The following is a 27000-nucleotide window of genomic DNA, read 5'->3' as shown; positions in this document are numbered from 1 at the left end:
CCCCATGAGCCGCCCTTCCGCTTCCCAGACGTCGCACCGCATCGCGCTGCTGTTCAACGCGAACAAGGTCTATGACCGCGAGATCATCGCGGGGATCGGCCAATATCTGAGCTCCACGCGCGTGGCGTGGGATCTCTTTCTGGAGGAGGACTTCCGCTGCCGCCTCGTGGGCATCGAGCGTTTCGACGGCGACGGCATCATCGCCGACTTCGACGACCCCGCCGTGGCCGACGCGCTCGCCGGCTGCCGGCTGCCCGTGGTCGCGGTGGGCTCGTCGTTCGAGGACGCCGCGCAGTACCCGCCCGACGTCCCCTACATCGCCACCGACAACGCCAAGCTCGTCTCGCTCGCGTGGACCCACCTGATCGGCGCGGGGCTGCCGCATCTCGCGATGTACAGCCTGCCCGAGGCCGAGGAAAACCGCTGGGCCCAGCAGCGCGAGCTCGCCTTCCAGAAGCTCGCGCACGACGAAGGGCTCGACGCGCCCGTCTACCGCGGACTCGCGACGAGCGCCCCTTCGTGGAACCAGGCCATCGAGCAGTTGAGCGTCTGGCTGCACAGCCTGCCGAAACCGGTCGGCATCATCGCCGTGACCGACGCGCGGGCACGCCATCTGCTCCAGGCCTGCCTGATTCACGGTATCGCCGTGCCCGAGCAGGTTGCGATTCTCGGCATCGACAACGATCCGCTCACGCGCACGCTCACGCGCATTCCGCTGTCGTCGGTGATCCAGGGCACGGGAGAAATGGGCAAGACCGCCGCCCACCTGCTGCATCAGATGCTGCGCGGCGCGCGCTTTCCGGGGCGGCGCATTCTGGTGCCGCCGGTCGGCATCAACGTGCTCGAATCGACGAAGCACGAGCCGCTCTCGAGCCCGCACGTCATGCGCGCGCGCCACTTCATCCGCCAGTACGCGTGCCAGGGCATCAAGACCGAGCAGGTGGCGGACTATGTCGGCATCTCGCGCTCCTCGCTGGAAGAGTATTTCCGGCGCGAGCGCCAGTGCACCGTGCATCAGGAAATCCTGCGCCACAAGCTCGACGCCGCGAAGGCCATGCTCGCGAGCCGCGACGCGTCGAGCGCCGAAGTGGCCATCCGCTGCGGATTCACGTCGCTGCAGTACATGTATGCCGTCTTCAAACGCGAGCTGGGCTGCACGCCGCGCGAGTACCAGGACAGTGCCGCGCCCGCGCCTGCCGCACAGCCCCGAACCTGACGCCCGCGCCCGCTCAGGCCCCGGCCACCCATGAAAATTCAACCGAACCGCGCCTCATGAACAGCCTCGCCCATCTGCCTTCCGAATCCTGGGGCACCCTGCCCGGCGGCGACCCCGTCCGGCTCTACACGCTGCGCAACGCGCAGGGCATGAAAGTCACCATCAGCGATCTGGGCGCGACCCTCGTTTCATGGTTCGCGCCGGACCGCGCCGGGCGTCTCGCCGATATCCTGCTCGGCCACGACACGCCCGCGGCCTACTACACGGCCAGCACCTACATGGGCGCCCTGGTCGGCCGCTGGGCGAACCGCATCGGCGGCGCGCGCTTCACGCTCGACGGCGTCGACTACACGCTCGACCGCAACGAAAACGGCAATCTGCTGCACGGGGGCGCGCAAGGTTTTCATCGAGCGATGTGGGAGGTCGTGGACGACCACGGGGCGCTCACGCTGCGGCTCGACTCGCCCGAGGGCGACGCGGGATTTCCGGGCAACGTGAGCGTGGAGGTGCGCTATACGCTCGACGACGACGGCACCCTCACGCTGGAGTACGAAGCACAGACCGACGCGCCGACGCCGCTCAATCTCACGAGCCATCCCTACTTCAATCTTTCGGGGGAACCCGGCTCCGATATCCGCGGCCACGTTCTCACCATCGACGCCGACGCATACCTGGAAGTCGATCCGCAGATGATTCCGCTCGGCATCGCGGATGTCTCGGGCAGCGCGTTCGATTTTCGCCACGGCGCGCCGCTGGGAGCGCGGCTCGACTGGCCGCACGCGCAGCTTGCGCGGGCGGGCGGCTTCGATCATTGCTACCGGCTGCATAAGCCCGGAAGTCAAGCGGCGCTGCGCGCCGTGGCGAGCGTCTACGAACCCGCGAGCGGGCGCGAACTTTTCGTCGCGACCGACCAGTGCGGGCTGCAGTGCTACACGGGAAACTATCTGGAGGGGACGCCCGGCCGCCACGGCGCGGCCTGCGTGCGCCACGCGGGCCTGTGCCTCGAGGCCGGCGGCTTTCCGAACCAGATCAACATGGGCGAGCCCGAACGCGAGGCCGCGGTCCTGCGCCCGGGCTCGACCTACCGCCAGGTGACGCAGTACCGCGTGGGCTTGAGGGGCTGAAAAGCAGACAGACCGAGGGAACAACGAAGGCAGCGCGGGGCGCCCCGCGCTTCATGCCGTCATTTCACGCCGTCATTTGTCGTACTGATACACGCCGCGGCCGGTCTTGCGGCCCAGATGGCCCGCGGCCACCAGCTCGCGCAGCAGCGGACAGGCGCGATACTTCGAATCGCCGAAGTCCTTCAGGAACACGTCCATCACCGAAAGGCACACGTCGAGTCCGATCAGGTCCGCCAGCGCGAGCGGCCCGATCGGATGATTCGCGCCGAGCTTCATGCCCGCGTCGATCTCCTCGGGGCTCGCAATGCCTTCCGCGAGCACGAAGAACGCTTCGTTGATCATCGGCACGAGGATGCGGTTCACGACGAAGCCCGGCGCATTCTTCACGGCAATGGGCGTCTTTTCGAGGCGCAGCGCGAGCTGCCGCACGTCCTCGGCCACCTCCGGGCGCGTTTGCAGACCGCGGATCACCTCGACGAGCGGCATCATCGGCACGGGGTTGAAGAAGTGCATGCCGATGAAGCGCGACGGGTCGGCCAGCGTCGTGGCGAGCGCCGTGATGGAGATCGACGAGGTGTTCGACGCGATGATCGCGTCCGGGCGCGCGGCCGCTTCGATCTGCTTGAGGATGCGCGTCTTGAGTTCGGCGTTCTCGGTGGCGGCCTCGATCACGAGGTCCGCGGCGGCGAGGCGCTGATAGTCGGTGGAGGTTTCGACGCGCGCGAGCGCGGCATCGCGCACCGCCGCATCGAGCTTGCCCTTCGAGACGAGCCGCTCCATGCTGTGCGCAAGCGTCGCCATGCCCTTGGCGAGCGCCGCGTCGGTCACGTCGATCATCACGGCCTTCAGGCCCGCCACCGCCACGGCCTGCGTGATGCCGTTGCCCATCGTGCCGGCACCCACGATCCCTACTGTTTCGATTGCCATCCTCGTCCTCGCTCCTGGGTCTGCGACGCCGGCCGATCGCGTATCGGAATGAATGCCGGCGAGGCGATGCGTGCTGCACCGCATCAATAGCCGACAGTTTAGCGGGTTGCGGGATGCGGCTGGAACTCGCGTGTCGGGTGGGTGCCGCAGGGGTTCCGGCAGGGCTCCGGCAGGGTCCCATCGGAGTTCCGGCATCGCTCCAGCCTGTCGCCGAACGCCCGGCAGGCCTTCACGCGCCGCCAATGTGCCCGAATTCGAGCGGCGTGCGCGTATAGAAGAGCGGCACGCCGCCCTTGCCGAGCGTGGCGAGCAATCCGTCGATCACCGCGTCTTCGGCGATGAGCACGACCATGGCCGGCTCGTCCGCCAGCTCGAAGAAGCGCGCGGCATGCAAACGCCCGCGCGCGTCGACGCCCTCGGCGCCCTCCATCACCGTCGCGCCCTGCACGCCCGCGGCCTTGGCCGCGTCGAGAATCCAGTCGACCGCGGATTGATGACCGTGCTTCAGACTACGGCTCGCGTAGAGCGTGAGCTGACTGCCAGTTGCCATAACGTCTCCTCTTCGCGCCATCGCGCGACGATCGAGGTGCTGCCGGCCGCCGCCGGCGACCGGGTCTAGAAGTTGTACTGGATATAGATCTCGCTGAAGTCCTCGCCGGGATTCGGTTGCTTGATGTCCGCATTCGAGATGTGCTGGAAGCGAAACCCGGCCTGATAGTTCTGATGCTCGCCGAACTGCGCGCCAATGCCCACCATGTCGGCAAACTGGAACGACGTCGACAACGTCCTATCGGGCGTCAGACGCGTATGCGAAAGCATCCGCACGCCCACGCCGGCCTCGAAGAACGGCCGGAACCAGCCCGTGTCCTTGATGATGCGGAACACCGGTGTCGCACCGAATTCCCAGATGTTCGGACGCACGGCGTCCTGCGCCTGCAGGTCCCAATACGCCACGTGAGCTTCGCCCACCACCGTGAAATGGAATCCGCCGATATGCCACCACTGCAGACCCGGATCCCAGACGAGGCCGAGATCGAGCTTCTTCACATCGTGGTCGGCTACACCTGGCGCCAGTTGAATGCCGAACTGGTCCGCCTGCGCGCCAGCGGCCCCGAACGCCAGCAGCGCAGTCAGCGCGCCGCGCACGGCACGCCCTCGCCAGACCGATTGTTTGTCAGTCATATAAGTCCCCGAGACGAATGTCGACCGCACGACGCCATCGCATCGGCCGTCCCGCGCATGGGCGGTCGGTGCGACGCTCGCTCAGGCTCGCCGCCTGCGCGGCCCGCCGTGTGTCGGTTCAAGCTTGCTCATTCGCGCCACACACATGGACAATGCGTCCCCCTGCCCGGCGCGGGGCTAAACTACCGGTTCTTCTCTTCCCGATAAATCTTCAATACCGCAATTCAGCGTTACGCAATTGATGCAGGCACATAAGCACGGCCCGCCTCAATGTGAAAGCCGCAGTAGATGGCTGCAGATTACACCGCTAACCCAACGACATTAACCCAGTTTAAACGCGAATCCCCATGCCTGCCCGGACGTGACCACGGCTTGCCGCCAGAGGGCCTTGGGAAGAGCCAGAGGTCATACGAAACTGCTCGCCCCCGCCTGACCAATGGCTTTCAAATACGCATTATGGAGTGCGCCAATAGCGTATTAATTCCGTATTTCGAGGTAGTTTTTTCTTGCGAGTGCAGACATTGCATTCCGATTTACCGATTGCCTCACATTAAATCGCGGATGTCTGTATCACGCTGCACATAGCGTGCAATATCACGGCCGACGGATGAAAAGTGCCGTGTATTCACGTGTTTAAGTGCAAGGGAATAGTGCGCCGTTCAAGCATGGTCGGGAGCACGAAAGATACCGCCGCACTACGAAGCGCGGCGGCTTGAGACGGTCAAACGGCGGTTGAGATCCTGCGCCTATTGCTTCGCGCCGGCCTCGCTCCGGCGTGCACCGAAGCCGGGCAAGCGCTTGACGAAGCCCGTCGCGAGCGCAGTACCGGCGAGAATCGCAAGACACGCCTCGACCATCCCCAGCGATACGCGCTCGCCGAGAAAGAGCGCACCCCACAGGATGCCGAACACCGGGATGACGAACGTGACTGTGATCGTCCGCGCAGGGCCGATAGCGGCGATGAGCTTGAAGTAAAGCAGGTACGCTATACCCGTGCAGACAACGCCGAGCGCAAGCACCGAGCTCCACGCGGTGAGCGAAATGGACGCGGTGGGCCAGGTAGCGACGGCGAACGGCAAAAGCACGATCGTCGCGCCAGTCATGGTGCCCGCCGCGACAGTCAGCGGATCGACGCCGGTCAGGTGGCGCTTCGTGTAGCTCGCGGCGATGCCGTAGAGCAGCGCGGCGGCCAGCGCGGCGAGGGCCGCGAGCGCAGTGGCCGTCGAAGACGCGCCGTCGCCCGCATGCGTGAAGATCTGATCGCCAACGAGTGCGAGCACACCTGCGAAGCCGATCACGAGGCCCGCGACACGCAAACCGCTCAGACGGTCCTTGAGCCACAGCCAGGCGACGACCGCGCCCCACAGCGGCGTGGTCGCATTGATCACCGACGTCACGCCGGCCGAAAGCGTCAACTCGGCCCACGCAAAGAGACAGAACGGCGCCGCCGAGTTGAGGATGCCGACGACCAGAAGCGGCCAGGCGCGCTCGCGCAAAGTGCCAATTGCCTCGCGCGCGTTGCGGCGCGAAAACAGCACGAGCAGCAGGAACAACGCCCCAATGCCGACGCGCAGCGCCATGAGCGGCGCCACACCGAAGCCGGTCACGCCAACACGGATGAACAGGAACGAACCGCCCCATACGGCGGCGAGAAAGAGTAGTTGCGCGAGATTGGCGGGGTTCATGACGTAGGGGCTCGAGGAAAGCTTGCTGGACGCGGGCGGGTGCGCGCGGAGCGCATCGCATATCCTACGGCGCGCGGCGCTGGGTTCATAACGAAGGATTCTCACCGATATGTGAGAAAAATTGACAGCCGTTTCTTGCTCGCTCATTCGAGCGACGCGGCAAAGCGGACGGCAAAGCGGGCTGCAAAGCGGAGAGGCACAGGCCGCCCCGCTGACGACGATCGTCGGCGATTCCTTGAGTCGTGCATTTCGCGCACCAGCGAACGTCCAGAACCGTCGCCGCCGACATCTCGAACTCATGGCCGCCGCGCAAACGAAACGGTACTTTGCGGCAACTACACCCAGCTACAGCTTTCGCTTTTTCAACGTGTAGGCAAACAGTGAATACAAGGTGTTCGTATCAGGATCGAAATAGCCGCCCATCATCGTGCCGTCATCCGATTCCGACCACGATTTGCCTGCATCGGTGCTGTACAGGGTGTAGTCACGGGGCGCGCCATCGCCGCTTGCATCTGTCGCATACACCATCACTACGCCACGCACACCCTCCACCACCCCACGCGTGTGCACGAGCGCTTCTTGCGCTTGCATGGCGTTGTTCTGGCCGCCCATCATGCGCACGTCCTCCAGCACGACCAGCAAGGGCTCCCGCGGGTCGTGCTGCTCTCGCAGCATTGCCGCAAGCGCGCGGCCGTCACACTGGCGCTTTACGCGCGCTGCGGGGCCAATGTTTGGCCGGGGCATTGTCGGCAGATCGAACACGGCGCGCAGGCCATGGTGATCGACAAAGGCGACGGCGCCAGTGAGGCCCGGGTCGATTCCCGCGATGATCATCGCTCAGTACCCTTCGTGCGGTTTCGCCTTGGCGCGCGCTGCGGCTTCCTCGCGCTCGCGCCTCCAACGGGCCTCGCGCGGCGTTTCGTTGCGCGCCGCGGGCCGCTTCTCGTGGTCTTCGCGAATGGCGCGCGTCTGGTCGTGGCGATGGTCGGTGTTCATTCGGCCTCCTTTAAGGGCGGAAAAAAACCAAGTACAGCCTCTGGCCGGATACCTTCTTCAACCATGTCATATGCTTTCCATCGCGGAATTCCCTTTTCGTCGCACCAATTTCCAAGCGGTTTGACAATTCCGTTGTGTTCGACCGCGATAGTGCTTACGCGGTTGAGCGTTTGTTCGCTTTGGGTGCGCGCTGGCGCAGCACGCTTTCGCACTTCTCGGCGAGCCACGCGTGGTCTCGCCCGGGTGGGCAAACGATGCCAAGCTCAGACGCCTTGCGCTCGATCCCCGCAGGGCTTCGCTTCCACGCGTTGTCCTCGCGTTTGGGCGTCGGTCGGCGCAACTGCTCAAGCTTCGAGCGCACAAACGCGGCGTTGATTGCAGCCGGGTCGCTCGCGTTATCGCGCGCTTCCACGGCGAGCTCGTAGGCGCGCCGGAGCTCGGCGCCCGTTGGCGCACAGGCCGCAAGCTCGATCACCTGCTCCTGGCTGGGCGTGATGTTGCGCGGGAAGGCGCTGACGGATGCGAAGCGCGCCGGCTATAACATTGACGCGCTGCAGGTGGCTGGAGCCCATACCGATCGCTCGACGACCGAGGGCTACATCAAGTCCCGGGAGGTGCCAGTTTCGACTGTCATACTGCACCTTCCGGCGATAAAAACGGCGTGAATATTAGAGAGTCTCCAAAATGTTCTCCAATTCGCACTTTTTTCAGCACAAACGAAAAACCCGCTTAGCCTTACGCCAAGCGGGTTTGATCTGGTCGGGGCGAGAGGATTTGAACCTCCGACCACCTGCACCCCATGCAGGTACGCTACCAGGCTGCGCTACGCCCCGAAAGAGCTAAACAGTATAACAGAGCCTATGCCCAATTAGAACCGTCACAGAGAAAATTCGCGCCGGGCGCTTCATTGCCCAAGCAGGTCGAGCACATGCAGCAACTCCTTGCGCAGTTGATCGACGTCCACCATCGCCATCGTCCCCTGCGCGCCTGCCGGTGCCTGCACCACCTCCTGCTGCGCCGGCTCCTCGACCATGCCGCCGTGCGCATCCAGACGGTTGCGCGCGCCATTGATCGTGAAACCCTGCTCGTACAGCAGCTCGCGTATACGCCGGATCAGCAGAACCTCGTGATGCTGGTAATAGCGGCGATTGCCGCGCCGCTTCACCGGCTTCAACTGCGTGAACTCCTGCTCCCAGTAACGCAGTACATGGGGCTTCACGCCGCAGAGTTCGCTCACTTCGCCTATCGTGAAGTAGCGCTTGGCGGGGATCGGAGGCAGGACGACCTTTTCGCTTGTCGATGTCATCGCCGGGTTGCCGTCGTGGTGGTTGCGCAATATCGCGTGGCCGCTTCGTCATGCTCCCCGCCTCACTGCCCCGCGGCGGGAGCGCCGCTGTGGCGCTAACGGGTAAAGCTTGCTTCGGCGCCGCTTTCCACCAGCGCCTTCAATTTCTGGCTCGCGTGGAACGTCACCACGCGGCGCGCGGCGATCGGAATCGCCTCGCCCGTCTTCGGATTGCGGCCAGGACGCTGCGGCTTGTCGCGCAGCTGGAAATTGCCGAAGCCCGACAGCTTCACGCTGTCGCCGCTTTCCAGTGCGTCGCGGATCACTTCGAAGAACGCTTCGACCATGTCCTTCGCTTCGCGCTTGTTGAGCCCGACGTTGTCGAACAGCAGCTCCGCCAGTTCGGCCTTGGTCAGCGTGGGCGTGTCCGTCGTGGTGTTCGACGACGAGGCAGGAATTTCGCGAATCATGGCGCTACGCTGTGCCGCAAGGAGGGCTTCGAAATCACTCGAGTTCATTTCGTTCATCTATCTTTGAAATGGCGCGCTTCCGGTTGCAACGAAGTTACATGCCGGAAGCCTGTCAACGGAACGCGTAAGCCTTGGAGGCCTTGACCCAGAGACCTTGAGATCGTGCCAAAGCCTCAGCCGCGCAGCCGGGCGCCATACACTCGAGCCAGGCGATCCACCAGGGACTTGATGGCCGCATCGACCGTCTCGTCCTGAAGGGTCCCGCCAGTATCTTGCAGGGTCACCCGGAAGGCAAGGCTTTTCTCGTCCGCGCCAAGTCCGGAAGTATTTGATTTTGCACGAAATTCATCGAACAATGCAACCCTCTGGACAATCCGGCAAGGCTCGTCCTGCATGCCCTTGTGGAACTCGTCCAGCAGCGCCTGCACCTCGATCGCCTGATCGACGACCAGCGCGATATCGCGTCGTACCGGCGGAAACTTCGCGACTTCCGAAGGCGTCGGCAGCTCGCGCGCCATCAGCGCCTCGGCTTCGACTTCGAACAGGATCGGCGCGTGCGGCAGGTCATACTTCTGCATCCAGCGCGGATGCAGTTCGCCGATCCAGCCCACGGCTTTACCGTCTACTTCCACGCGCGCGCTGCGGCCCGGGTGCAGCGCCGAATGCTCCGCCTTCACGAATCGCACCGCTCTCGGGGCAAACAGCGCTTCAAGGTCGCCCTTCACGTCGAAGAAGTCCACGTCGCGTGTGGCAGCGCCCCACTGCTCTTCGAGCGCGGGACCATACGCGAGCGCGCCGATCATCTTCGGTTGTGCGAAGCCTTCCACGGCCATCTCGCCGGCCTTGATCGACGGATCGTTCAGGAACACGCGGCCTGCCTCGAACACGCGCACGCGGTCCGCGCGGCGGTTGAGGTTGTGGCGCAGCACGTTGATGAGGCTGCCGAAGAGCGTCGTGCGCATCACCGAAAGCTGGCTCGCGATCGGGTTCAGCAGGCGCACCGGCTTGTCGTTGCCCGCGAAGTCCTGCTCCCACTCGGCATCGACGAAACTGAAGTTGATCGTCTCGGCATAGTCGCGCGCGGCAAGCGCATGACGGATCGCGTGGATAGAGCGGCGCGTCTCGTTCGTCGCGCGCATCTCGCTGCGTGCAACAGGCGGGTTCGCCGGAATCCGCTCGAAGCCGTAGATACGGGCGACTTCTTCGATCAGGTCTTCCTCGATCTCGATGTCGAAGCGGTACGGCGGCGGCGTCACGCTGAAGGTCTCGGCGTCACGTTCGAAAGCAAGGCCCAGGCGCGTGAAGATCCCGGCGATCTCGTCCGCGCCGATCGGCACGCCTATGATGCGAGCCGCACGCGCAACGCGCATCTTCACCGGCTCGCGCCTGGGCACATTCACGGTCTGGTCGTCGATCGGGCCGGCTTCGCCGCCGCAGATATCGAGAATCAGCTGCGTGATGCGCTCGATGTGCTCGACGGTCGTGGACCAATCCACGCCGCGCTCGAAGCGATGGCCCGCATCGGTCGAGAAGTTGTAGCGGCGCGAACGGCCGCGAATGCTGTCGGGCCACCAGAACGCGGCTTCGAGATAGATGTTCTTCGTGTCGAGCGAGACGGCCGTGCTGTCGCCGCCCATGATGCCCGCGAGGCTTTCGATCTCGCGATCGTCGGCGATCACGCCCACGGTTTCGTCGACTTCGACGGTGTTGCCGTTGAGCAGCTTCAGCGTTTCGCCCTTCTTGCCCCAGCGCACGTCCATCGAGCCGTGGATCTTGTCGAGATCGAACACGTGCGACGGGCGGCCCAGTTCGAGCATCACGTAGTTCGAAATATCGACGAGCGCCGAGATGCTGCGCTGCCCCGAACGCTCCAGACGCTCGACCATCCATTGCGGCGTCTTCGCATGCGCGTTCACGCCGCGAATCACGCGGCCGGAGAAGCGGCCGCAGAGGTCCGGCGCCGAGATCTTCACGGGCAATGTTTCGGAGAGCTTCACTTCGACTTTCGGGAACACCGGCGCCTTCAACGGCGCTCCCGTGATCGCGGCGGTTTCGCGCGCGACGCCGTACACCGAAAGGCAATCGGCCTTGTTCGGCGTGAGCTTGATTTCGAAGATGGTGTCGTCGAGATTCAGCGTCTCGCGAATGTCCTGACCGATGGGCGTGTCTTCCGGCAGGATCAGGAGGCCGCTATGGTCCTCGGAAAGCTTGAGCTCGCGTGCCGAGCACAACATGCCCTGGCTTTCCACGCCGCGCAGCTTCGAGAGCTTGATCGCGAACGGCTTGCCGCCCTCTTCGGCCGGAGGCAGTTCCGCGCCGACGAGCGCCACCGGCACCTTGATGCCGGGCGCCACATTGGGCGCGCCGCAGACGATATTCAGCGTCGCGCCGGTGCCGGCGTCGACCTGACACACGTTCAGCTTGTCCGCGTCCGGGTGCTTGACCACTTCGAGCACGCGGCCGACCACGATCTTCGAGGTGGGCGGCGCGGCAGCGCGCAGGCCTTCGACTTCGAGGCCCGACATCGTGAGCGCGTGGGCCAGCTCTTCGGTCGTGAGCTTCGGATCGACAAAGCTTCTCAGCCAGGATTCGGGAAATAGCATTTCGTTTTACGTTCCAGACAGATTGAGACCGTCGCGTTGCGGGTTCCCGCGCACTCGTCATTCAGTGCTGCGTCCGCAACGCGAACCGCGGATGCGTGGCTTCTTTAAGCAAATTGACGCAGGAAGCGCAAGTCGCCTTCGAAGAACAGGCGCAGGTCCTGCACGCCATAACGCAGCATCGTCAGACGTTCGAGGCCGCTGCCGAACGCGAAGCCGATATAGCGCTCCGGGTCGAGGCCCATGTTGCGGATCACCGTCGGATGCACCTGGCCCGAGCCCGAAATCTCGAGCCACTTGCCCGCGTTCTTCCCTTCTTCGAACATCATGTCGATTTCGGCGGACGGTTCCGTGAACGGGAAGTACGACGGACGGAAGCGCACCTTGATATCGTCACGCTCGAAGAACTTCTTCAGGAAATCGGTGTAGACACCCTTCAGGTCCGCGAAGCTGATGTTCTCTTCGATCCACAGGCCTTCGACCTGATTGAACATCGGCGAGTGGGTGGCGTCGCTGTCCACGCGGTAGGTGCGGCCCGGCACGATCACCTTGATGGGCGGCGTGTGCGTGCGCGCGTAGCGCACCTGCATCGGGCTCGTGTGCGTGCGCAACAAAAGCTGACGGCCATCGGCGTCCTTGCCGTCCACGTAGAACGTGTCCTGCATCGAGCGCGCCGGATGGTTCTCGGGGCTGTTGAGCGACGTAAAGTTGTACCAGTCGGTCTCGATCTCGGGGCCGTCGGCCACGTCGAAGCCGATCGAGCCGAAGATCTGCTCGACCCGCTCCCACGTCTGCATCACCGGATGCAGGCTGCCCGTGCCCGTGCCGCGGCCCGGCAGCGTGACGTCGATCGCTTCGGCGGCGAGGCGCTGGTTCAGGAGCGCGTCGGCCAGCGCCTGGCGGCGCGCCGTGAGCGCGGCCTCGACCTGCTGCTTCACGGCGTTGATGCGCGCGCCTTCGGTCTTGCGCGTCTCGGGATCGAGCTTGCCGAGTCCCTTCAGCAGTTCGGTCAGCGCGCCCGACTTGCCGAGAAAGCGCGCCTTCTCGTTCTCGAGCGTGTTGACATCAAGGGCGGCGGCGAAGGCGCTTTGCGCGTCGGCGACAATCTGGTCCAGATCCATTGATCCCATCTTTTCAGCGTCAGTGTTTGAGTCTTGAGCCGCGCCAGACGAAAGACAAGGCACGGCATGAAGCATGCGCATGAAGCGCGCAGGTAGCGATTCACCAACAAAAACGGGGCTCGGTGAGGAGCCCCGTTTTTGTTGCAGCATCACCGAAACAACCGGAATGTCTGCTGCAACGAACCTGCGCAATACCCGTTTGACGGGGTAACGATCAGGCGGCGACGGCGGCCTTCACTTGCTTGACGATTGCAGCAAATGCAGGCTTGTCGAACACTGCCATATCGGCCAGGACCTTGCGGTCGAGTTCGATCGACGCCTTCTTCAGGCCGTTGATGAACACGCTGTAGGTCATGTCGTGCTGACGCACCGCCGCGTTGATACGCGTGATCCACAGTGCGCGGAACACACGCTTCTTGTTGCGGCGATCGCGGTAGGCGTACTGGCCCGCGCGCATGACCGCCTGCTTGGCGATGCGATAGACGTTATTGCGACGGCCGCGGTAACCCTTGGCCAGCTTGATGATCTTCTTGTGACGGGCCCGTGCGGTAACCCCACGTTTGACTCGAGGCATGTTTAGCTCCTGTGAGTTATCGGTTGAGTTACGCGAACGGCAGCATTGCGCGCACGGACTTCAGATCGGAATCATGAACGGCCGTGGCACCACGCAGATGACGCTTGTTCTTGGTGGTCTTCTTGGTCAGGATGTGACGCTTGAAGGCTTGACCGCGCTTGACGGTACCGCCCGGACGGACCACGAAGCGCTTTGCGGCGCTCTTCTTGGTCTTCATCTTCGGCATGACGACTACTCCATTATTTGATGGACATGGGTGTGCGGCTGGCTCAGTGTTCAGGACACCTTGCCCTCTGACCGCCCTTCGAAACCCACTCCACTTGTTTTCGCAGCTGGCCGCTTTTAAAAAGCATTCTGCTAACCGCCGCTTTCAGGAAAAGCGCCCGTTTGCCGCACGCTCGTGCGGCGCGCGGGCGCCGTTCCGGAACCTGCTTCCCGCCGCGGCTGCAAATCTCGCCGCGGCGTACTTCGAACCTCAACTGCCTGCATCTGCCGTGCCGCGCGAACGCGCACAGCACACGCTTACTTCTTTTTCTTCGGAGCGAGCACCATGATCATCTGGCGCCCTTCCATCTTCGGCATCTGCTCGACCTGGCCCACCTCTTCGAGGTCGGTGCGCAGACGTTCGAGCATGCGCATGCCGATTTCCTGGTGGGCCATTTCGCGGCCCCGGAAACGCAACGTGATCTTCGTCTTGTCGCCGTCTTCGAGGAAGCGGACGAGATTGCGCAGCTTGACGTTGTAATCGCCGTCGTCGGTACCCGGGCGGAATTTGACTTCCTTGACCTGGATGACCTTCTGCTTGAGCTTGGCCTCGTGCTGCTTCTTCGCCTCCTGGTACTTGAACTTGCCGTAATCCATCAAACGGCAAACCGGGGGCGCAGCCTGCGGGGCAATTTCAACCAGATCGACGTCCTGTTGTTCCGACAGGCGGAACGCATCAGCGAGTTTTACGATGCCGAGCGGCTCATTGTCGATTCCGACGAGACGCACCTCGGGTGCAGTAATTTCACCGTTGATGCGATGCGGCTTATCAGTAGCGATGTTACGTTTCCTCTAAAAATTAAAAAGAGCCGCGCTGCCGGAGTGGCTCACCGGAACGTCTGCACGTCCTCGCGCAGGCGCTCCAGGAAGGTATCGACAGGCATCACGCCCAGATCGACACCGCCACGGGCACGCACGGCTACCGTTTGTGCTTCACGCTCTTTGTCGCCGACGACAAGCAGGTAGGGAACCTTTTCGAGCGTGTGCTCGCGTATTTTATAGCTAATTTTCTCGTTGCGCAAATCGGCCTGCGCTCTAACCCCTTGTTTTTGCAACGATTGGGCCAGATTCGCGGCATATTCGGCCTGACTTTCCGCGATATTCATCACGACGGCCTGCACGGGCGCGAGCCACGGCGGCATCGCACCGGCATGGTGCTCGATCAGAATGCCGAGAAAACGCTCCATCGAACCGAGGATCGCCCGGTGCAGCATGATCGGGCGGCGGCGGCTGTTGTCCTCCGCCACATACTCGGCGCCCAGGCGCTCCGGCAGCACCATGTCGAGCTGCAGCGTGCCGCATTGCCACGAGCGGCCGAGCGCGTCCTTGATGTGGTACTCGACCTTCGGGCCGTAGAACGCGCCCTCGCCCGGCAGCTCTTCCCACTGCAGGCCGCAAGCCGTCAGCGCGTTGCGCAGGCCCTGCTCGGCGTGGTCCCACGTCTCATCCGTCCCCGCGCGCGAATCGGGGCGCAGCGAGAGCTTGATGTCGATGTGATCGAACCCGAAATCCTTGTAGATGCTCATCGCGAGCGTGTTGAACGCAATCGACTCGCTGATGATCTGGTCTTCCGTGCAGAAGATGTGCGCATCGTCCTGGACGAAGCCGCGCACGCGCATCAGGCCGTGCAGCGCACCCGATGCCTCGTTGCGGTGGCACGAGCCGAACTCCGCGTAGCGCAGCGGCAGATCGCGGTACGAGCGCAGGCCGTGATTGAACACCTGGACATGGCCCGGGCAATTCATCGGCTTGATCGCGTAGTCGCGCTTTTCCGACTCCGTCGTGAACATGTTCTCGCGGTAGTTCTGCCAGTGGCCCGACGCTTCCCACAGCGAGCGGTCCATGATCATCGGCGTCTTGATCTCGTCGTAGCCGGCCACGCGCAGACGACCGCGCATGTACTGCTCGACCTGCTGCCAGAGCGTCCAGCCCTTCGGATGCCAGAACACCATGCCCGGCGACTCGTCCTGCATGTGGAACAGGTCGAGCTGCTTGCCGAGCTTGCGATGGTCGCGCTTTTCCGCTTCTTCGAGCATGTGCAGGTACTGGTCCTGGTCTTCCTTCTTCGTCCAGGCCGTGCCGTAGATGCGCTGCAGCTGCTCGTTCTTCGCGTCGCCGCGCCAGTAGGCGCCCGCGACCTTCATGAGCTTGAAGACCTTCAGCTTGCCCGTGGACGGCACGTGCGGGCCGCGGCACAGGTCCGTGAAGCCGCCGTGCGAGTACAGCTTGATGTCCTGGTCGCCCGGAATCGACTCGATGATCTCGGCCTTGTACTTTTCGCCGATGCTCTTGAAGTAGTCCACCGCGTCGCCGCGCGAAACGACGCGGCGCGACACCGGCTCGTCCTTCTTCGCGAGTTCCTGCATGCGCTTTTCGATCTTCTCGAGATCTTCGGGCGTGAAGGGGCGGCTGTAGGCGAAGTCGTAGTAGAAACCGTTGTCGATGACCGGGCCGATCGTGACCTGCGCTTCCGGGAACAGCTCCTTCACCGCGTAGGCCAAAAGGTGTGCCGTGGAGTGACGGATGATGTCGAGGCCGTCGGCATCTTTTTCCGTGACGATGGCGAGCGATGCGTCGCGATCGATCAGCGTCGACGTATCGACCAGTTCGCCGTCGAGCTTGCCGCCGAGCGCCGCCTTGGCGAGACCGGGGCCGATCGAGGCCGCCACTTCGGCGACCGTGACGGGATGATCGTACTGTCGAACCGAACCATCGGGCAAACGTATCGCAACCATGTTTTTCTCCAGAAGTGCCGCAATGGCACATCGTTTCGTTCGTCGAACAGATCCGCGCAAAAAACTCGCGGCGAAAAAAAATGCGGCCCCGCTTTCGAGGGGCCGCATTCACTTTTCAAACCAGACTGCAGGGGCGAAAGAGGTCCTCGACTAGCGTCGTTCCGAAGTGGTTTCGGTAAACGTTCGCGGTGTCATAACCGTATTCGCCTTTTCTTGCGCCGTGGCGCTTAGCGCTTTACTGCATTTGAAGCTTCGCCGGTGCTCAGACGCTGCTTCGATTTCGTTGGTAGGCTCGATTGGACTCGAACCAACGACCCCCACCATGTCAAGGTGGTGCTCTAACCAGCTGAGCTACGAGCCTGAAGAAGTGAGATTATATGAAGTCCCGGCGAACCTGACAAGCATTTTTTGCAGCGCGGCATTTCGCAGGGCGCCGCCGACGCGCCCTCACCCCCTGCGCGACGCCCTCACCACGCCGCCCACCTCGCCCAGCAGCACGCACGCGCGCTGGATCTGGGCGGAGCTCGACACTTCGACCGTGAACTGCATGTACGCTGCATTGCGCCGCGACTGCGTCTTCACGCCGATCACGTTCATCTTCTCGCGCGCAAACACTTCGGAGATGTCGCGCAAGAGCCCCTGGCGGTCGCTCGCCTCGATCGAGATATCGACCGGATAGACCGACTGGCCGCGCCCGCCCATCACGTCGGCCGACCAGGTGGTGTGCAGCACGCGTTCGGGCGAACGGCGCGCCATGCGCACAAAGGTCGGACAGTCGCTGCGGTGAATCGACACACCCTTGCCGCGCGTCACGAAGCCGCAGATGCCGTCCGGCGGCGCCGGCCGGCAGCAGCGCGCAAGCTGCGTCAGGAGCGCATCCACGCCCACCACGAGCACACCCGACGACGCACCGTGCGCCACATTGGCCCCGCTCGCGCGCTTGGTGAACTGCTCGGGCGTCGCCTCTTCCTCCGGCTCGGCAGCCGGCGCGTCGTGCAGCGCCTGCTCGACGTTGCGCAGGCTGAACTCTTCCTTGCCGACCACGGCGAACAGATCGTCCGGCGTCTTGAAGCCGAGCCTGGCCGCAAGCTGGTCGAGGCTGACGGAGGTACGGCCCTCGCGCTGCAGCGTCTTTTCGACCATCGCGCGGCCGTTGGCGATGTTCTCCTGCGAGTCCACCGCGTTGAACCACGCGCGCACCTTCTGCCGCGCGCGCGTGCTGTGCAGATAACCCAGCTGCGGATTGAGCCAGTCGCGCGAAGGACCGCCCTCCTTCACCGCGACGATCTCGACGGTCTGGCCGTTCTGCAGCGCCGTGTTGAGCGGCACCATCGCACCGTCCACGCGCGCGCCGCGGCAGCGGTGCCCGAGCTCGCTGTGCAGGTGATAGGCGAAGTCGAGCGGCGTCGCGCCCTGCGGCAGCGCGATCACGCGCGCCTGCGGCGTGAGCACGTAGATGTGGTCGTCGTCGAGCGAAGCCTTGCGCAACTCCTCCCATGGCCGACGGTGATCCGCAACGTCGTCTTTCCACGCAAGCAGCTGGCGCAGCCACGCGATCTTCTCGTCGTAGCTGCCGCTCGCGCTGAACTGGCCGCCATAGCCCTTCGATCCGGCTTCCTTGTAGCGCCAGTGCGCCGCAACGCCGTACTCCGCGAACTGGTGCATCTCCTGCGTGCGGATCTGCACTTCGAACGCACGGCCGTCGTCGCCGATCACGACGGTATGCAGCGAGCGATAGCCGTTCGGCTTGGGCCGCGAGATGTAGTCGTCGAACTCCTTCGGCACCGGCTGCCAGAGGTTGTGCACGATGCCGAGCACCGTGTAGCAATCCTTGATGTCCGGCACGATCACGCGAAACGCACGCACGTCGTAGAGCTCGGAGAAGTCGAGGTCCTTGCCCCGCATCTTCTTCCAGATGCTGTAGATGTGCTTGGGCCGCCCGCTCACTTCGGCCTTGATGTGCGCGGCCGCGAGTTCCTGCTGAAGCCTCGAGATGGCCTCGGCCACATAACTCTCGCGCTCGACGCGCTTCTCGTCGAGCAGCTTCGCGATGCGCTTGTAGGTAGCGGGCTCCTCGAAGCGAAACGCGAGGTCTTCGAGCTCCCACTTCAGCTGCCAGATGCCGAGCCGGTTCGCGAGCGGCGCGTAGATCTCGAGCGTCTCGCGCGCCACCTCGGGCGCGGGCGTGATCTTCGCCGCGGCGTAATAGCGTAGCGACTGCAGCCGCGACGCGAGGCGTATCAGCACGACGCGGATGTCCTGCGCGAACGCCAGCAGCATCTTGCGCAGCGACTCGACCTGGGCCCGGCGCTCGGCCTGAGCGTCGCGGCCGGTGTCGGCCGCGGCGTTCTGCGCCACGCGCACGCTCACGGTGCCGAGCCGCAACAGCTTGCGCACGTCGAAGACGAGCTTCGTCACTTCCGCGCCGAAACGCGCTTCGAGCATCGTCTCCGGATCGTCGAGATGCGGCGCGAGATTGAAGAGCGCCGCCGCGAGCACCGCGGGCGGATCGACGTTCAGGCGCCCCACGGCCGCAGCCGTGCCGCGCGCGTGCTCGACGAGCAACTCGCCCGTGGACAGGCGTGCATCGCCCGCGTGCTCGTGCACGAACGCAAGCGCGTCTTCGATCGACGGCAGCGCGGCAGGCGGGGGCGGAAGGGTATCGCTACTCATGAGACAGTGCCCGCCGGGTAACGGGACGGGCTACGGCAAAACGAACGAACAACAATGAACCGCGATCAGTCGCGCTGCGCGGCCACCACGACGACTTCGACGAGGCACTCCGGATTCGCGAGCTTCGCTTCCACCGTCGCGCGCGGCGGCGTCGCACCCTGCGCGACCCAGGCATCCCACACGGCGTTCATGCCCGCGAAGTCCTTCATGTCGGCGATATAGATCTGCACCGAGAGCAGCAGCGACTTGTCGCTGTTCGCTTCACCCAGCAGACGATCGATATGGCCGAGCACCTCGCGCGCCTGGCCGGTGATGTCCTGCTTCGTGTCTTCCGCGATCTGTCCTGCCAGATACACGGTGCCGTTGTGAATGGCGGTTTCCGAAAGACGCGGACCGACGTGGTGACGAATGACTGCCATGAAAATTCCCGTAGAAGTTGAATGCATGCGCCAGCCGCTCGAGCAAGGCTGGCGCCGGCCAATCTCGTATTATGACGCGTCGGCACCGGCTCCGGAAAAGAAAGCCCGCGCCACCTCGATCTGGTCGGCCGACAAGAATGCCGGCGCGTGACCCACGCCCGCGATTTCGACGCTCGACACGCTGTGCCCCACCTCGACCATCTTCGCGACCGTTTCACGCGACAGCAGATCCGACTGCGCGCCGCGCACGACCCGCACCGGCCCCTTGAATGCCGCCAGCGAACGCCACAGGAACTGCTCGCCCTGCCCGGTCTGCTCGGGCGTGACCGATTTGATCGGCTCGGCAATGCGCGGGTCGTAGCGGAAGCGCCACTCGCCATCCGCTTCGTGCAGCAGCGGCGTGTTGATCTCGCGCCATTCCTCGGCGGTGAGCGGACCGAACGACGCCGCGAGCAACGCGGCGCGATCGATGCCCGCCTGCAGCGAAGGGAAACGCTCGTCGCGGCCGACGTATTCGCCGATCCGCGCAAGCGCCTCGGGCTCGATATGCGGGCCGACGTCGTTGAGCAGCATGCGCCCGATCGGCGTATCGGGCAGACCGGCCAGCGCCATGCCGATCAATCCGCCCATCGACGTGCCGAACCAGTCCACGGTCTTGACGCCCGTGCGCGCGATCAGCGTCACCATGTCGGCGACGTACTGCGCCACGCCGTAGCCGCGCGGATCGACGAGCCACGACGACAGCCCGCGCCCCACGACGTCGGGACAGACGACGCGATACGTGTCGGACAAGGCAATGGCGAGCCGGTCGAAGTCGCGGCCCGAGCGCGTGAGCCCGTGCACGCAGACGAGCACGCACGGATTGGCGGGCTCGCCCCACTCGGTATAGGCAATGCGATGCAGACCCGAGGGGCTGAGGCACTGGACGTGGTGTTGACGCGGCACGGCAGACGGTACGCTCATCGCTGGGTTTTCATTGAGGGCTGTGGGGCGATTGTAAACGGCTTTGCGCCATGGGATGCGCCGGCGCGGCCAATGCGTCCGCCCGAATACCGACGCCGGAAAACAAAACGGGCGAGACCGAAGTCCCGCCCGCGTGCAGCAAGCCATACCGCGACGGCCAGCGCGAATCAGCCCACGGCGCTCACATCCAGCGGTGCGCCCGTCTTGGCCTGGATCTCGTCGACGCTCACGCCCGGCGCCAGCTCGGTCACCTTCAGGCCCGAGTCGGTCACTTCGATCACGCCGAGGTCGGTGATGATGATGTCCACCACGCCCACGCCCGTGAGCGGCAGCGTGCAGGCTTCGAGAATCTTGTGCTGGTCGCCCTTCGCCACGTGCTCCATGAGCACGACCACGCGCTTGACGCCCGCCACGAGATCCATCGCGCCGCCCATGCCCTTGATCATCTTGCCCGGAATCATCCAGTTCGCGAGGTCGCCCTTCTCGCTCACCTGCATCGCGCCGAGGATCGCCAGATTGATGTGGCCGCCGCGGATCATCGCGAACGAGTCCGCCGAAGAGAAAATCGACGAGCCGGCCAGCGTCGTCACCGTCTGCTTGCCGGCGTTGATCATGTCGGCGTCCACTTCGGCTTCGGTCGGGAACGGGCCGATGCCGAGCAGGCCGTTTTCCGATTGCAGCCACACTTCCACGCCCGCGGGCACGTGGTTCGCCACGAGCGTCGGCAGACCGATGCCGAGGTTCACGTAGAAGCCGTCCTGCAGTTCCTTCGCCGCGCGCGCGGCCATTTCGTCACGATTCCATGCCATGATCGCTCTCCCCTCTCAGGCGCTCGCCGAAGCGCGCACGGTGCGTTGTTCGATGCGTTTCTCCGGGTGCGCATTGAGCACGATGCGCTGCACGAAGATACCTGGCGTATGGATCGAATCCGGATCGAGTGCGCCGTTCTCGACGATCTCCTCCACTTCCACGACCGTCACCTTGCCCGCCATCGCGCACATCGGGTTGAAGTTGCGCGCCGTGCGGCGGTAAATCAGGTTGCCCGACTTGTCGGCCTTCCATGCCTTCACGAGCGCAACGTCGGCCGTGAGCGAGTGCTCCAGCACGTAGTGGTTCTCGCCGAACTGGCGCGTTTCCTTGCCCTCGGCGATCAACGTGCCGTAGCCCGTGTTCGTGAAAAACGCCGGAATGCCGGCGCCGCCCGCGCGCAGCTTCTCGGCCAGCGTGCCCTGCGGCGTGAATTCGAGTTCGAGTTCACCGGAGAGATACTGGCGCTCGAATTCCTTGTTCTCGCCCACGTACGACGAGATCATCTTCTTGATCTGGCGCGTTTCCAGCAGCAGGCCGAGGCCGAAGCCATCCACGCCCGCATTGTTGCTGATGCAGGTAATCCCCTTCACGCCCGAATCGCGCAGCGCGCCGATCAGCGCCTCGGGAATGCCGCACAGCCCGAAGCCGCCGACCGCGAAGGTCTGGCCGTCTTCGACGATGCCTTCGAGCGCGGCGGCCGCGCTTGCATAGACTTTGTTCATCAGTGTGTCCCTTCCTCGAATGGAAATCCGTCGATCCGCTTTGTCCTGGCTATCCCGGCTATTCCGGCCCTGGCGCACCGGGCGTCGGGCACGTCCCGGCAAACCCTCATTCTATCCACGCAGAGGTGGCGTTGCCGTGAACCTGACACGCGCCGGATTGCCCCTGCAAGCGTCCCTCCGATGGGTGCAAAGCGTACGCTCGCGGCCCGATACGGCACAATACGCAAAACTACATAAAGCAATACCCGCACCGCCGCCATGCCACCCCCATCCGCCACGTCCGCCCCGCTCGCGCCCGCCGCGCTCGACTACCAGACCGCGTTCCATCTCGCGCCCATCGGTCTCGTGCTCGCGCGCGAGCGCATCATCGAGGACTGCAACGACGAGGTGGCGGCCATCTTTCGCTGCGCGCGCGAGGCGCTGATCGGCCAGTCGTTCCAGGTGCTGTATCCGTCGGCGGACGAGTTCGAGCGCATCGGCGCGCGCATCCCGCCCATCATGACGGCGCAGGGCAGCTACGCGGACGACCGCATCATGAAGCGCGCCGACGGCGAGCTGTTCTGGTGTCACGTGACGGGCCGCTCGCTCGACCGCGCGGCGCCCCACGGCGCCGGCGTCTGGACTTTCGAGGATCTGAGCGCGACACGTCGCGTCGCGGTGGAGCTCACGCCGCGCGAGCGCGAAATCGCCGCGCAACTGGTAACGGGCAAGACGAGCAAGCAGATCGGGCGGATTCTGGATATCAGCTCGCGCACGGTGGACGTCTACCGCGCCCGGCTCATGCGCAAGTACGACACGGGCAACGCGACGGAACTGCTGCAGCGGCTGCTGGGACAATAAGAAGCTCGGGCGCGTTCGCGCCGGAGGACGGCCGCGACCACAGCGCCCCGCCTGAGCGCGGGATAAACGCGGCGGTTCAGCCCGTTCGGCCGGCTCTCACGAACGGAGCGTGCTCAAGCGTGTCGCGCAACGCATCGGGAATCGGCACGGACTTGCCCGCGTCGTAGTCGATCCAGACACAGCGGGCGCTGCCGCGCGCATAGAGCGTGTCCGGCTCGTCGGTGCGGCGCAGCTCGAAACCGGTATCGAAGCTGCTGCGGCCCGGCTGGCCGACCGTCAACGTGCAGATCACGTCGCCCGGATAGTGCAACTGCCTGAGAAACTCCATCGACGCATTGACGATCACGGGCCCCTGCCCCTCGGCGTTGCGGCCGGCCACGCCCAGCTGCTCGAACCAGGAGATCCGCGCCTGCTCCATGTAGCGGAAATAGACCGTGTTGTTCACGTGGCCAAAAGCGTCCATGTCGCCCCAGCGAATCGGCATGGTCATCTCGAAGACGGGGTGGTAGTCGCTCATTGCACTTTTTCTTGCTTCAGGCAAGCCCGAAACCGTCGTCGGCGGTGATGATCGAGCCGTTCAGGAAAGCCGACTCGTCGGCGGCCAGCAACAGCAGCAGGCCGTCCAGATCTTCGGGCGTGCCGACGCGATGGCGCGGCAGCATCGAAACGAGCTTCTGGCCCTGCTCGGTCGCCCAGTGGTGATGGTTGATCTCGGTGTCGATGTAGCCGGGGCAGATGGCATTCACATTGATGCCGTAGCGGCCCCATTCGAGCGCCATCGCCTTCGTCATGTGCACGACCGCCGCCTTGCTGATCGCGTAGAGACCGATCTGCGGCAGCACGCGCAGCCCGGCCACCGATGCGATATTGATGATCCGGTACGCCGGCTTCGGACCGCCGCCGTTGCCGCGCATGATCATGCGCTTCGCGACCTCCTGGGCCACGAAAAAGGCGCCGCGGGCATTGGTGTCGAACACGTACTCGAAGTCGGCCGGCGTGACGTCCGCGAGCTTCTGTGTCGTGGAGACGCCGGAATTGTTGACGAGGATGTCGATGGTCCCCGCCTCGGTTTCGGCGTGGGCCACGGCCGAGCGGATGCTCTGATAGTCCGTCACGTCGAGCGAGACGACATGCGCCGCGCCGCCTTCGGCTTCGATCTCGGCGCGCAGCTCCTTGAGCCGCTCCACGCGCCGGCTCGCCAGCACGACCTTTGCGCCGGCCTGCGAGAGCACCTGGGCAAAGCGCTTGCCGAGCCCGCTCGACGCGCCAGTGATCATCGCCACCTTGCCTTCCAGATTGATCGAACGGCCCATTTGCGGTTCCTGTTCAAGTATGAGGAAACACCAGAACGTATTTTCGCCGGTCAGCCCGGCATCCTGGCATAAAATAGAACGATCGTGCTAAATTTAACTCATTGGGTTGCGGGCCAGGGAGCGTTACCCGACAATACGAACCCGAAAAAAGCATTCTAATGGCAAGAGGAGCTTTGATGACCCCCGCAAGTCTTTTGGAGCAATACGGCCCACGCGAGTCGATGGAATACGACGTGGTGATCGTAGGCGGCGGCCCGGCGGGGCTGTCGGCGGCGATCCGCCTGAAGCAGCTCGCGGCAGAGAAAGGCGTCGAGATGGGCGTGTGCGTACTGGAAAAGGGCTCGGAGATCGGGGCGCATATCCTCTCGGGCGCGGTCATGGACCCGCGCGCCCTCAACGAACTGATGCCCGACTGGAAGGAACAGGGCGCGCCGCTGGACGTGCCCGTGACCGAGGATAAATTCCTTTTCCTTTCGGAAACCGGCGCGAAGGCCGTGCCGAACTGGGCGCTGCCCGACAACTTCAAAAACCACGGCAACTACGTCATCAGCCTCGCGAACGTCACGCGCTGGCTGGGCCAGCAGGCCGAGGCGCTGGGCGTGGAGATCTTCCCGGGCTTTCCGGCGGCCGAAGTGCTCTTTCACGACGACGGATCGGTAAAGGGTGTCGCCACCGGCAACATGGGCATCGGCAAGGACGGCGAGCCCACCGAGAACTTCCAGCTCGGCATGGAACTGCACGCGAAGTACACGCTGTTCGCCGAAGGCTGCCGCGGGCACCTGGGCCGGCAACTGAACGAGAAGCTCAAGCTCGACCGCGACGCCGATCCGCAGGTCTACGGCATCGGCATCAAGGAGCTGTGGGAGATCGATCCCGCGAAGCACCAGCCGGGCCTCGTGATCCATACGGCGGGCTGGCCGCTGGAAAACGACACCTACGGCGGCTCATTCCTCTATCACATCGACAACAACCAGGTGATGGTGGGCTTCGTCGTGGGTCTCGCCTACACGAACCCGTATCTTTCGCCGTTCGAGGAATTCCAGCGCTACAAGACGCACCCGGCCATCCGCCAGTACCTCGAAGGCGGCAAGCGCGTGTCGTATGGCGCGCGGGCGATGACGGCGGGCGGGCTGATGTCGCTGCCGAAGCTCGTGTTCCCGGGCGGCGCGCTGGTGGGCGACGATGCGGGTTTCCTGAACGCGGCACGCATCAAGGGCAGCCATGCGGCGATCAAGACCGGGATGCTGGCAGCGGAAGCGGCGTTCGAAGCCGTGCAGGCGGGCCGCCAGGGCGACGAGCTGACGGCTTACCCCGAAGCGTTCCAGAAGTCGTGGCTGTACGAGGAACTGTACAAGGCGCGCAACTTCAAGCAGTGGATGAGCAAGGGCCTGTATCTGGGCACGCTGATGGTGGGCATCGAGCAGAAGCTCCTTGGCGGCAAGGTGCCGTGGACGCTGCATCACCAGCATCGCGACAACGAGATGCTCAAGCCCGCGTCGCAGTGCCGGCCGATCGAGTATCCGAAGCCCGATGGCAAGCTGACGTTCGACCGGCTCTCGTCGGTGTTCATTTCCAATACGAACCACGAGGAGAACCAGCCGGCGCACCTGACGCTGAAAGACGCATCGGTGCCGGTGAACGTGAATTTGCGTACCTATGCGGGTCCGGAGGGTCGCTTCTGCCCGGCCGCGGTGTACGAGTTCGTGAAGGACGATTCAAACGAAGACCGTCTGCAGATCAACGCGCAGAACTGCGTGCACTGCAAGACCTGCGACATCAAGGACCCGACGCAGAACATCGTGTGGGTCACGCCCGAAGGCGGCGGCGGACCGAACTATCCGAACATGTAAAGCAGAGAATCAACAAAAAAACGCCGCTTCACAACGAAGCGGCGTTTTTCTTTGCCTTTCTACCCGTCTCAGACGTCGCTGGCCGCAATCTTCGGTGTCGTCACTGTCACGTCGCCGCACTGTGCGCGATGACGCAACGCATGGTCGATCAGCACGAGCGCGAGCATCGCCTCGGCGATCGGCGTCGCGCGGATCCCCACGCACGGATCGTGGCGGCCGAAGGTCTCGACCGTGGCCGCCTCGCCGCCCTTGTCGATCGAGCGGCGCGGCGTGCGAATGCTCGAAGTGGGCTTGATGGCGATCGATACCGTCACGTCCTGCCCCGTCGAAATACCGCCGAGCACGCCGCCCGCATGGTTGCCGTGGAAACCATTCGGCGTCAGCTCGTCGCCATGCACGGAGCCGCGCTGCGCGATGCTGGCGAAGCCCGCGCCGATCTCGACGCCCTTCACCGCGTTGATGCCCATCATCGCGTGCGCGATGTCGGCGTCGAGCCGGTCGAAGAGCGGCTCGCCCCAGCCCACCGGCACGCCCGACGCCACCACGTTGATACGTGCGCCGATCGAGTCGCCGTCCTTGCGCAGCGCGTCCATGTAGGCCTCGAGCTGCGGAACGATATCGGCGTTCGGCGCGAAGAACGGGTTTTCCGGCACATGCTGCCAGTCCACGAAGGGCACGTCGATTTCGCCCAGCGCCGCCATATAGCCGCGCACCTCCACGCCGAAGCGCTCGCGCAGCCACTTCTTCGCCACCGCGCCCGCCGCGACGGTCGGCGCGGTCAGACGCGCCGACGAGCGGCCGCCGCCGCGATAATCGCGGATGCCGTACTTCTGCCAGTAGGTGTAGTCCGCGTGGCCCGGACGGAAGGTCTCGGCGATGTTGCCGTAATCCTTGCTGCGCTGGTCGGTGTTGCGGATCAGGAGCGCGATGGGCGTGCCCGTGGTCGTGCCTTCGAACACGCCCGAAAGGATCTCGACCTTGTCTTCTTCCTGGCGCTGCGTGACGTGACGCGACGTGCCGGGACGGCGGCGGTCCAGGTCGCGCTGGATGTCGGCTTCCGTGAGCGCCATGCCGGGCGGGCAGCCGTCGATGACGCAGCCGATGGCGGGACCGTGGGATTCGCCGAAGGTAGTGACGGTGAAAAGCGTACCGAGCGTGTTGCCGGACATGGCGGTCGTCCAAAGTGAATCGGGGAATCCAGCATTATGCCAGCCTGCGGTACGCCACGCCC

The 27000-nt window shown here is 64.3% G+C and carries 27 protein-coding genes and 2 tRNA genes; 4 read left to right on the top strand and 25 right to left on the bottom strand.

What is annotated here, in order from left to right; genetic code table 11:
- Nucleotides 1-4: 4 nt before the first annotated feature.
- Together BAC01S_RS03130 and BAC01S_RS03125 are read left to right on the top strand one after the other, a co-directional pair.
- The gene (locus BAC01S_RS03130) at nucleotides 5-1216 is read left to right on the top strand and encodes a XylR family transcriptional regulator (RefSeq protein WP_027793447.1); all 1212 of its coding nucleotides are present in this window, start codon (nucleotides 5-7) and stop codon (nucleotides 1214-1216) included.
- A gap of 56 nt (nucleotides 1217-1272) precedes the next feature.
- The gene (locus BAC01S_RS03125; RefSeq protein WP_027793446.1) at nucleotides 1273-2340 is read left to right on the top strand and encodes an aldose epimerase family protein; all 1068 of its coding nucleotides are present in this window, start codon (nucleotides 1273-1275) and stop codon (nucleotides 2338-2340) included.
- Between the two features lie 72 nt (nucleotides 2341-2412).
- On the opposite strand, the gene BAC01S_RS03120 is transcribed toward BAC01S_RS03125, so the two are convergent.
- The 22 genes from BAC01S_RS03120 to BAC01S_RS03010 all read right to left on the bottom strand — a co-directional run bounded on the left by BAC01S_RS03120 (nucleotide 2413) and on the right by BAC01S_RS03010 (nucleotide 21766).
- The gene (locus BAC01S_RS03120; RefSeq protein WP_027793445.1) at nucleotides 2413-3267 is read right to left on the bottom strand and encodes a 3-hydroxybutyryl-CoA dehydrogenase; all 855 of its coding nucleotides are present in this window, start codon (nucleotides 3265-3267) and stop codon (nucleotides 2413-2415) included.
- Nucleotides 3268-3496: 229 nt separating this feature from the next.
- A complete protein-coding gene (locus BAC01S_RS03115; protein WP_027793444.1) occupies nucleotides 3497-3817 on the bottom strand; it encodes a DUF190 domain-containing protein in 321 nt (106 codons plus the stop codon).
- 65 nt (nucleotides 3818-3882) lie between these two features.
- On the bottom strand, nucleotides 3883-4449 hold the full coding sequence (locus tag BAC01S_RS03110; RefSeq protein ID WP_027793443.1) for an acyloxyacyl hydrolase: 567 nt from the start codon (nucleotides 4447-4449) through the stop codon (nucleotides 3883-3885).
- A 746-nt stretch (nucleotides 4450-5195) separates the two neighbouring features.
- Nucleotides 5196-6134 carry a DMT family transporter gene (locus tag BAC01S_RS03105; RefSeq protein WP_027793442.1) on the bottom strand — a complete coding sequence of 313 codons (939 nt, stop codon included), beginning with the start codon at nucleotides 6132-6134 and terminating at the stop codon, nucleotides 5196-5198.
- 345 nt (nucleotides 6135-6479) lie between these two features.
- A complete protein-coding gene (locus tag BAC01S_RS35440; protein WP_245616496.1) occupies nucleotides 6480-6968 on the bottom strand; it encodes a RuvC family protein in 489 nt (162 codons plus the stop codon).
- Nucleotides 6969-6971: 3 nt separating this feature from the next.
- Nucleotides 6972-7130, bottom strand: a complete 159-nt coding sequence (locus tag BAC01S_RS34365; protein WP_156954291.1) for a hypothetical protein — start codon at nucleotides 7128-7130, stop codon at nucleotides 6972-6974.
- Nucleotides 7131-7284: 154 nt separating this feature from the next.
- Nucleotides 7285-7605: a hypothetical protein gene (locus BAC01S_RS03090; RefSeq protein ID WP_027793440.1), complete on the bottom strand. Its 321-nt coding sequence runs from the start codon at nucleotides 7603-7605 to the stop codon at nucleotides 7285-7287.
- Nucleotides 7606-7886: 281 nt separating this feature from the next.
- Nucleotides 7887-7963 (bottom strand) — tRNA-Pro (locus BAC01S_RS03080).
- A 71-nt stretch (nucleotides 7964-8034) separates the two neighbouring features.
- The gene (locus BAC01S_RS03075; RefSeq protein ID WP_027793439.1) at nucleotides 8035-8436 is read right to left on the bottom strand and encodes a MerR family transcriptional regulator; all 402 of its coding nucleotides are present in this window, start codon (nucleotides 8434-8436) and stop codon (nucleotides 8035-8037) included.
- A 95-nt stretch (nucleotides 8437-8531) separates the two neighbouring features.
- On the bottom strand, nucleotides 8532-8942 hold the full coding sequence (locus tag BAC01S_RS03070; protein ID WP_027793438.1) for an integration host factor subunit alpha: 411 nt from the start codon (nucleotides 8940-8942) through the stop codon (nucleotides 8532-8534).
- Between the two features lie 116 nt (nucleotides 8943-9058).
- Entirely contained in the window at nucleotides 9059-11488 is a 2430-nt protein-coding gene (pheT, locus tag BAC01S_RS03065; RefSeq protein WP_027793437.1) for a phenylalanine--tRNA ligase subunit beta, read from the bottom strand.
- A gap of 104 nt (nucleotides 11489-11592) precedes the next feature.
- Complete coding sequence (gene pheS / locus BAC01S_RS03060; protein ID WP_027793436.1) at nucleotides 11593-12606, bottom strand: phenylalanine--tRNA ligase subunit alpha; 1014 nt, start codon at nucleotides 12604-12606, stop codon at nucleotides 11593-11595.
- Between the two features lie 214 nt (nucleotides 12607-12820).
- The gene (rplT, locus tag BAC01S_RS03055) at nucleotides 12821-13180 is read right to left on the bottom strand and encodes a 50S ribosomal protein L20 (RefSeq protein ID WP_027793435.1); all 360 of its coding nucleotides are present in this window, start codon (nucleotides 13178-13180) and stop codon (nucleotides 12821-12823) included.
- A 28-nt stretch (nucleotides 13181-13208) separates the two neighbouring features.
- Nucleotides 13209-13406 (bottom strand): 50S ribosomal protein L35, encoded by a 198-nt coding sequence (gene rpmI, locus BAC01S_RS03050; RefSeq protein WP_027793434.1) that lies wholly within the window; start codon nucleotides 13404-13406, stop codon nucleotides 13209-13211.
- Between the two features lie 296 nt (nucleotides 13407-13702).
- Nucleotides 13703-14224 carry a translation initiation factor IF-3 gene (gene infC, locus BAC01S_RS03045; RefSeq protein ID WP_084168161.1) on the bottom strand — a complete coding sequence of 174 codons (522 nt, stop codon included), beginning with the start codon at nucleotides 14222-14224 and terminating at the stop codon, nucleotides 13703-13705.
- Nucleotides 14225-14271: 47 nt separating this feature from the next.
- Nucleotides 14272-16179 carry a threonine--tRNA ligase gene (thrS, locus tag BAC01S_RS03040; RefSeq protein WP_027793432.1) on the bottom strand — a complete coding sequence of 636 codons (1908 nt, stop codon included), beginning with the start codon at nucleotides 16177-16179 and terminating at the stop codon, nucleotides 14272-14274.
- A gap of 284 nt (nucleotides 16180-16463) precedes the next feature.
- Nucleotides 16464-16540: transfer RNA gene (locus BAC01S_RS03035), tRNA-Val, on the bottom strand.
- Nucleotides 16541-16626: 86 nt separating this feature from the next.
- Nucleotides 16627-18852 (bottom strand): RelA/SpoT family protein, encoded by a 2226-nt coding sequence (locus tag BAC01S_RS03030; protein ID WP_027793431.1) that lies wholly within the window; start codon nucleotides 18850-18852, stop codon nucleotides 16627-16629.
- A 65-nt stretch (nucleotides 18853-18917) separates the two neighbouring features.
- The gene (locus BAC01S_RS03025; RefSeq protein ID WP_027793430.1) at nucleotides 18918-19271 is read right to left on the bottom strand and encodes a RidA family protein; all 354 of its coding nucleotides are present in this window, start codon (nucleotides 19269-19271) and stop codon (nucleotides 18918-18920) included.
- Nucleotides 19272-19340: 69 nt separating this feature from the next.
- Nucleotides 19341-20234: an alpha/beta fold hydrolase gene (locus BAC01S_RS03020; protein WP_027793429.1), complete on the bottom strand. Its 894-nt coding sequence runs from the start codon at nucleotides 20232-20234 to the stop codon at nucleotides 19341-19343.
- 167 nt (nucleotides 20235-20401) lie between these two features.
- Nucleotides 20402-21043: a CoA transferase subunit B gene (locus BAC01S_RS03015; RefSeq protein WP_027793428.1), complete on the bottom strand. Its 642-nt coding sequence runs from the start codon at nucleotides 21041-21043 to the stop codon at nucleotides 20402-20404.
- A gap of 15 nt (nucleotides 21044-21058) precedes the next feature.
- On the bottom strand, nucleotides 21059-21766 hold the full coding sequence (locus BAC01S_RS03010; protein WP_027793427.1) for a CoA transferase subunit A: 708 nt from the start codon (nucleotides 21764-21766) through the stop codon (nucleotides 21059-21061).
- A 258-nt stretch (nucleotides 21767-22024) separates the two neighbouring features.
- Between BAC01S_RS03010 and BAC01S_RS30165 the strand changes: the two genes are divergently transcribed.
- Nucleotides 22025-22606: a LuxR C-terminal-related transcriptional regulator gene (locus BAC01S_RS30165; protein ID WP_043201024.1), complete on the top strand. Its 582-nt coding sequence runs from the start codon at nucleotides 22025-22027 to the stop codon at nucleotides 22604-22606.
- Nucleotides 22607-22682: 76 nt separating this feature from the next.
- On the opposite strand, the gene BAC01S_RS03000 is transcribed toward BAC01S_RS30165, so the two are convergent.
- Together BAC01S_RS03000 and BAC01S_RS02995 are read right to left on the bottom strand one after the other, a co-directional pair.
- A complete protein-coding gene (locus tag BAC01S_RS03000; RefSeq protein ID WP_027793426.1) occupies nucleotides 22683-23123 on the bottom strand; it encodes an acyl-CoA thioesterase in 441 nt (146 codons plus the stop codon).
- A 16-nt stretch (nucleotides 23124-23139) separates the two neighbouring features.
- Nucleotides 23140-23919 (bottom strand): SDR family oxidoreductase, encoded by a 780-nt coding sequence (locus tag BAC01S_RS02995; RefSeq protein ID WP_027793425.1) that lies wholly within the window; start codon nucleotides 23917-23919, stop codon nucleotides 23140-23142.
- A 176-nt stretch (nucleotides 23920-24095) separates the two neighbouring features.
- Between BAC01S_RS02995 and BAC01S_RS02990 the strand changes: the two genes are divergently transcribed.
- Nucleotides 24096-25769: an electron transfer flavoprotein-ubiquinone oxidoreductase gene (locus BAC01S_RS02990; protein WP_027793424.1), complete on the top strand. Its 1674-nt coding sequence runs from the start codon at nucleotides 24096-24098 to the stop codon at nucleotides 25767-25769.
- A 68-nt stretch (nucleotides 25770-25837) separates the two neighbouring features.
- On the opposite strand, the gene aroC is transcribed toward BAC01S_RS02990, so the two are convergent.
- A complete protein-coding gene (aroC, locus tag BAC01S_RS02985) occupies nucleotides 25838-26938 on the bottom strand; it encodes a chorismate synthase (RefSeq protein ID WP_027793423.1) in 1101 nt (366 codons plus the stop codon).
- Nucleotides 26939-27000 lie beyond the last annotated feature (62 nt).

It is taken from the genome of Paraburkholderia acidipaludis NBRC 101816 (assembly GCF_000684975.1).
Classification (GTDB): domain Bacteria; phylum Pseudomonadota; class Gammaproteobacteria; order Burkholderiales; family Burkholderiaceae; genus Paraburkholderia; species Paraburkholderia acidipaludis.
This window is presented reverse-complemented; position numbering and strand designations above follow the sequence as displayed.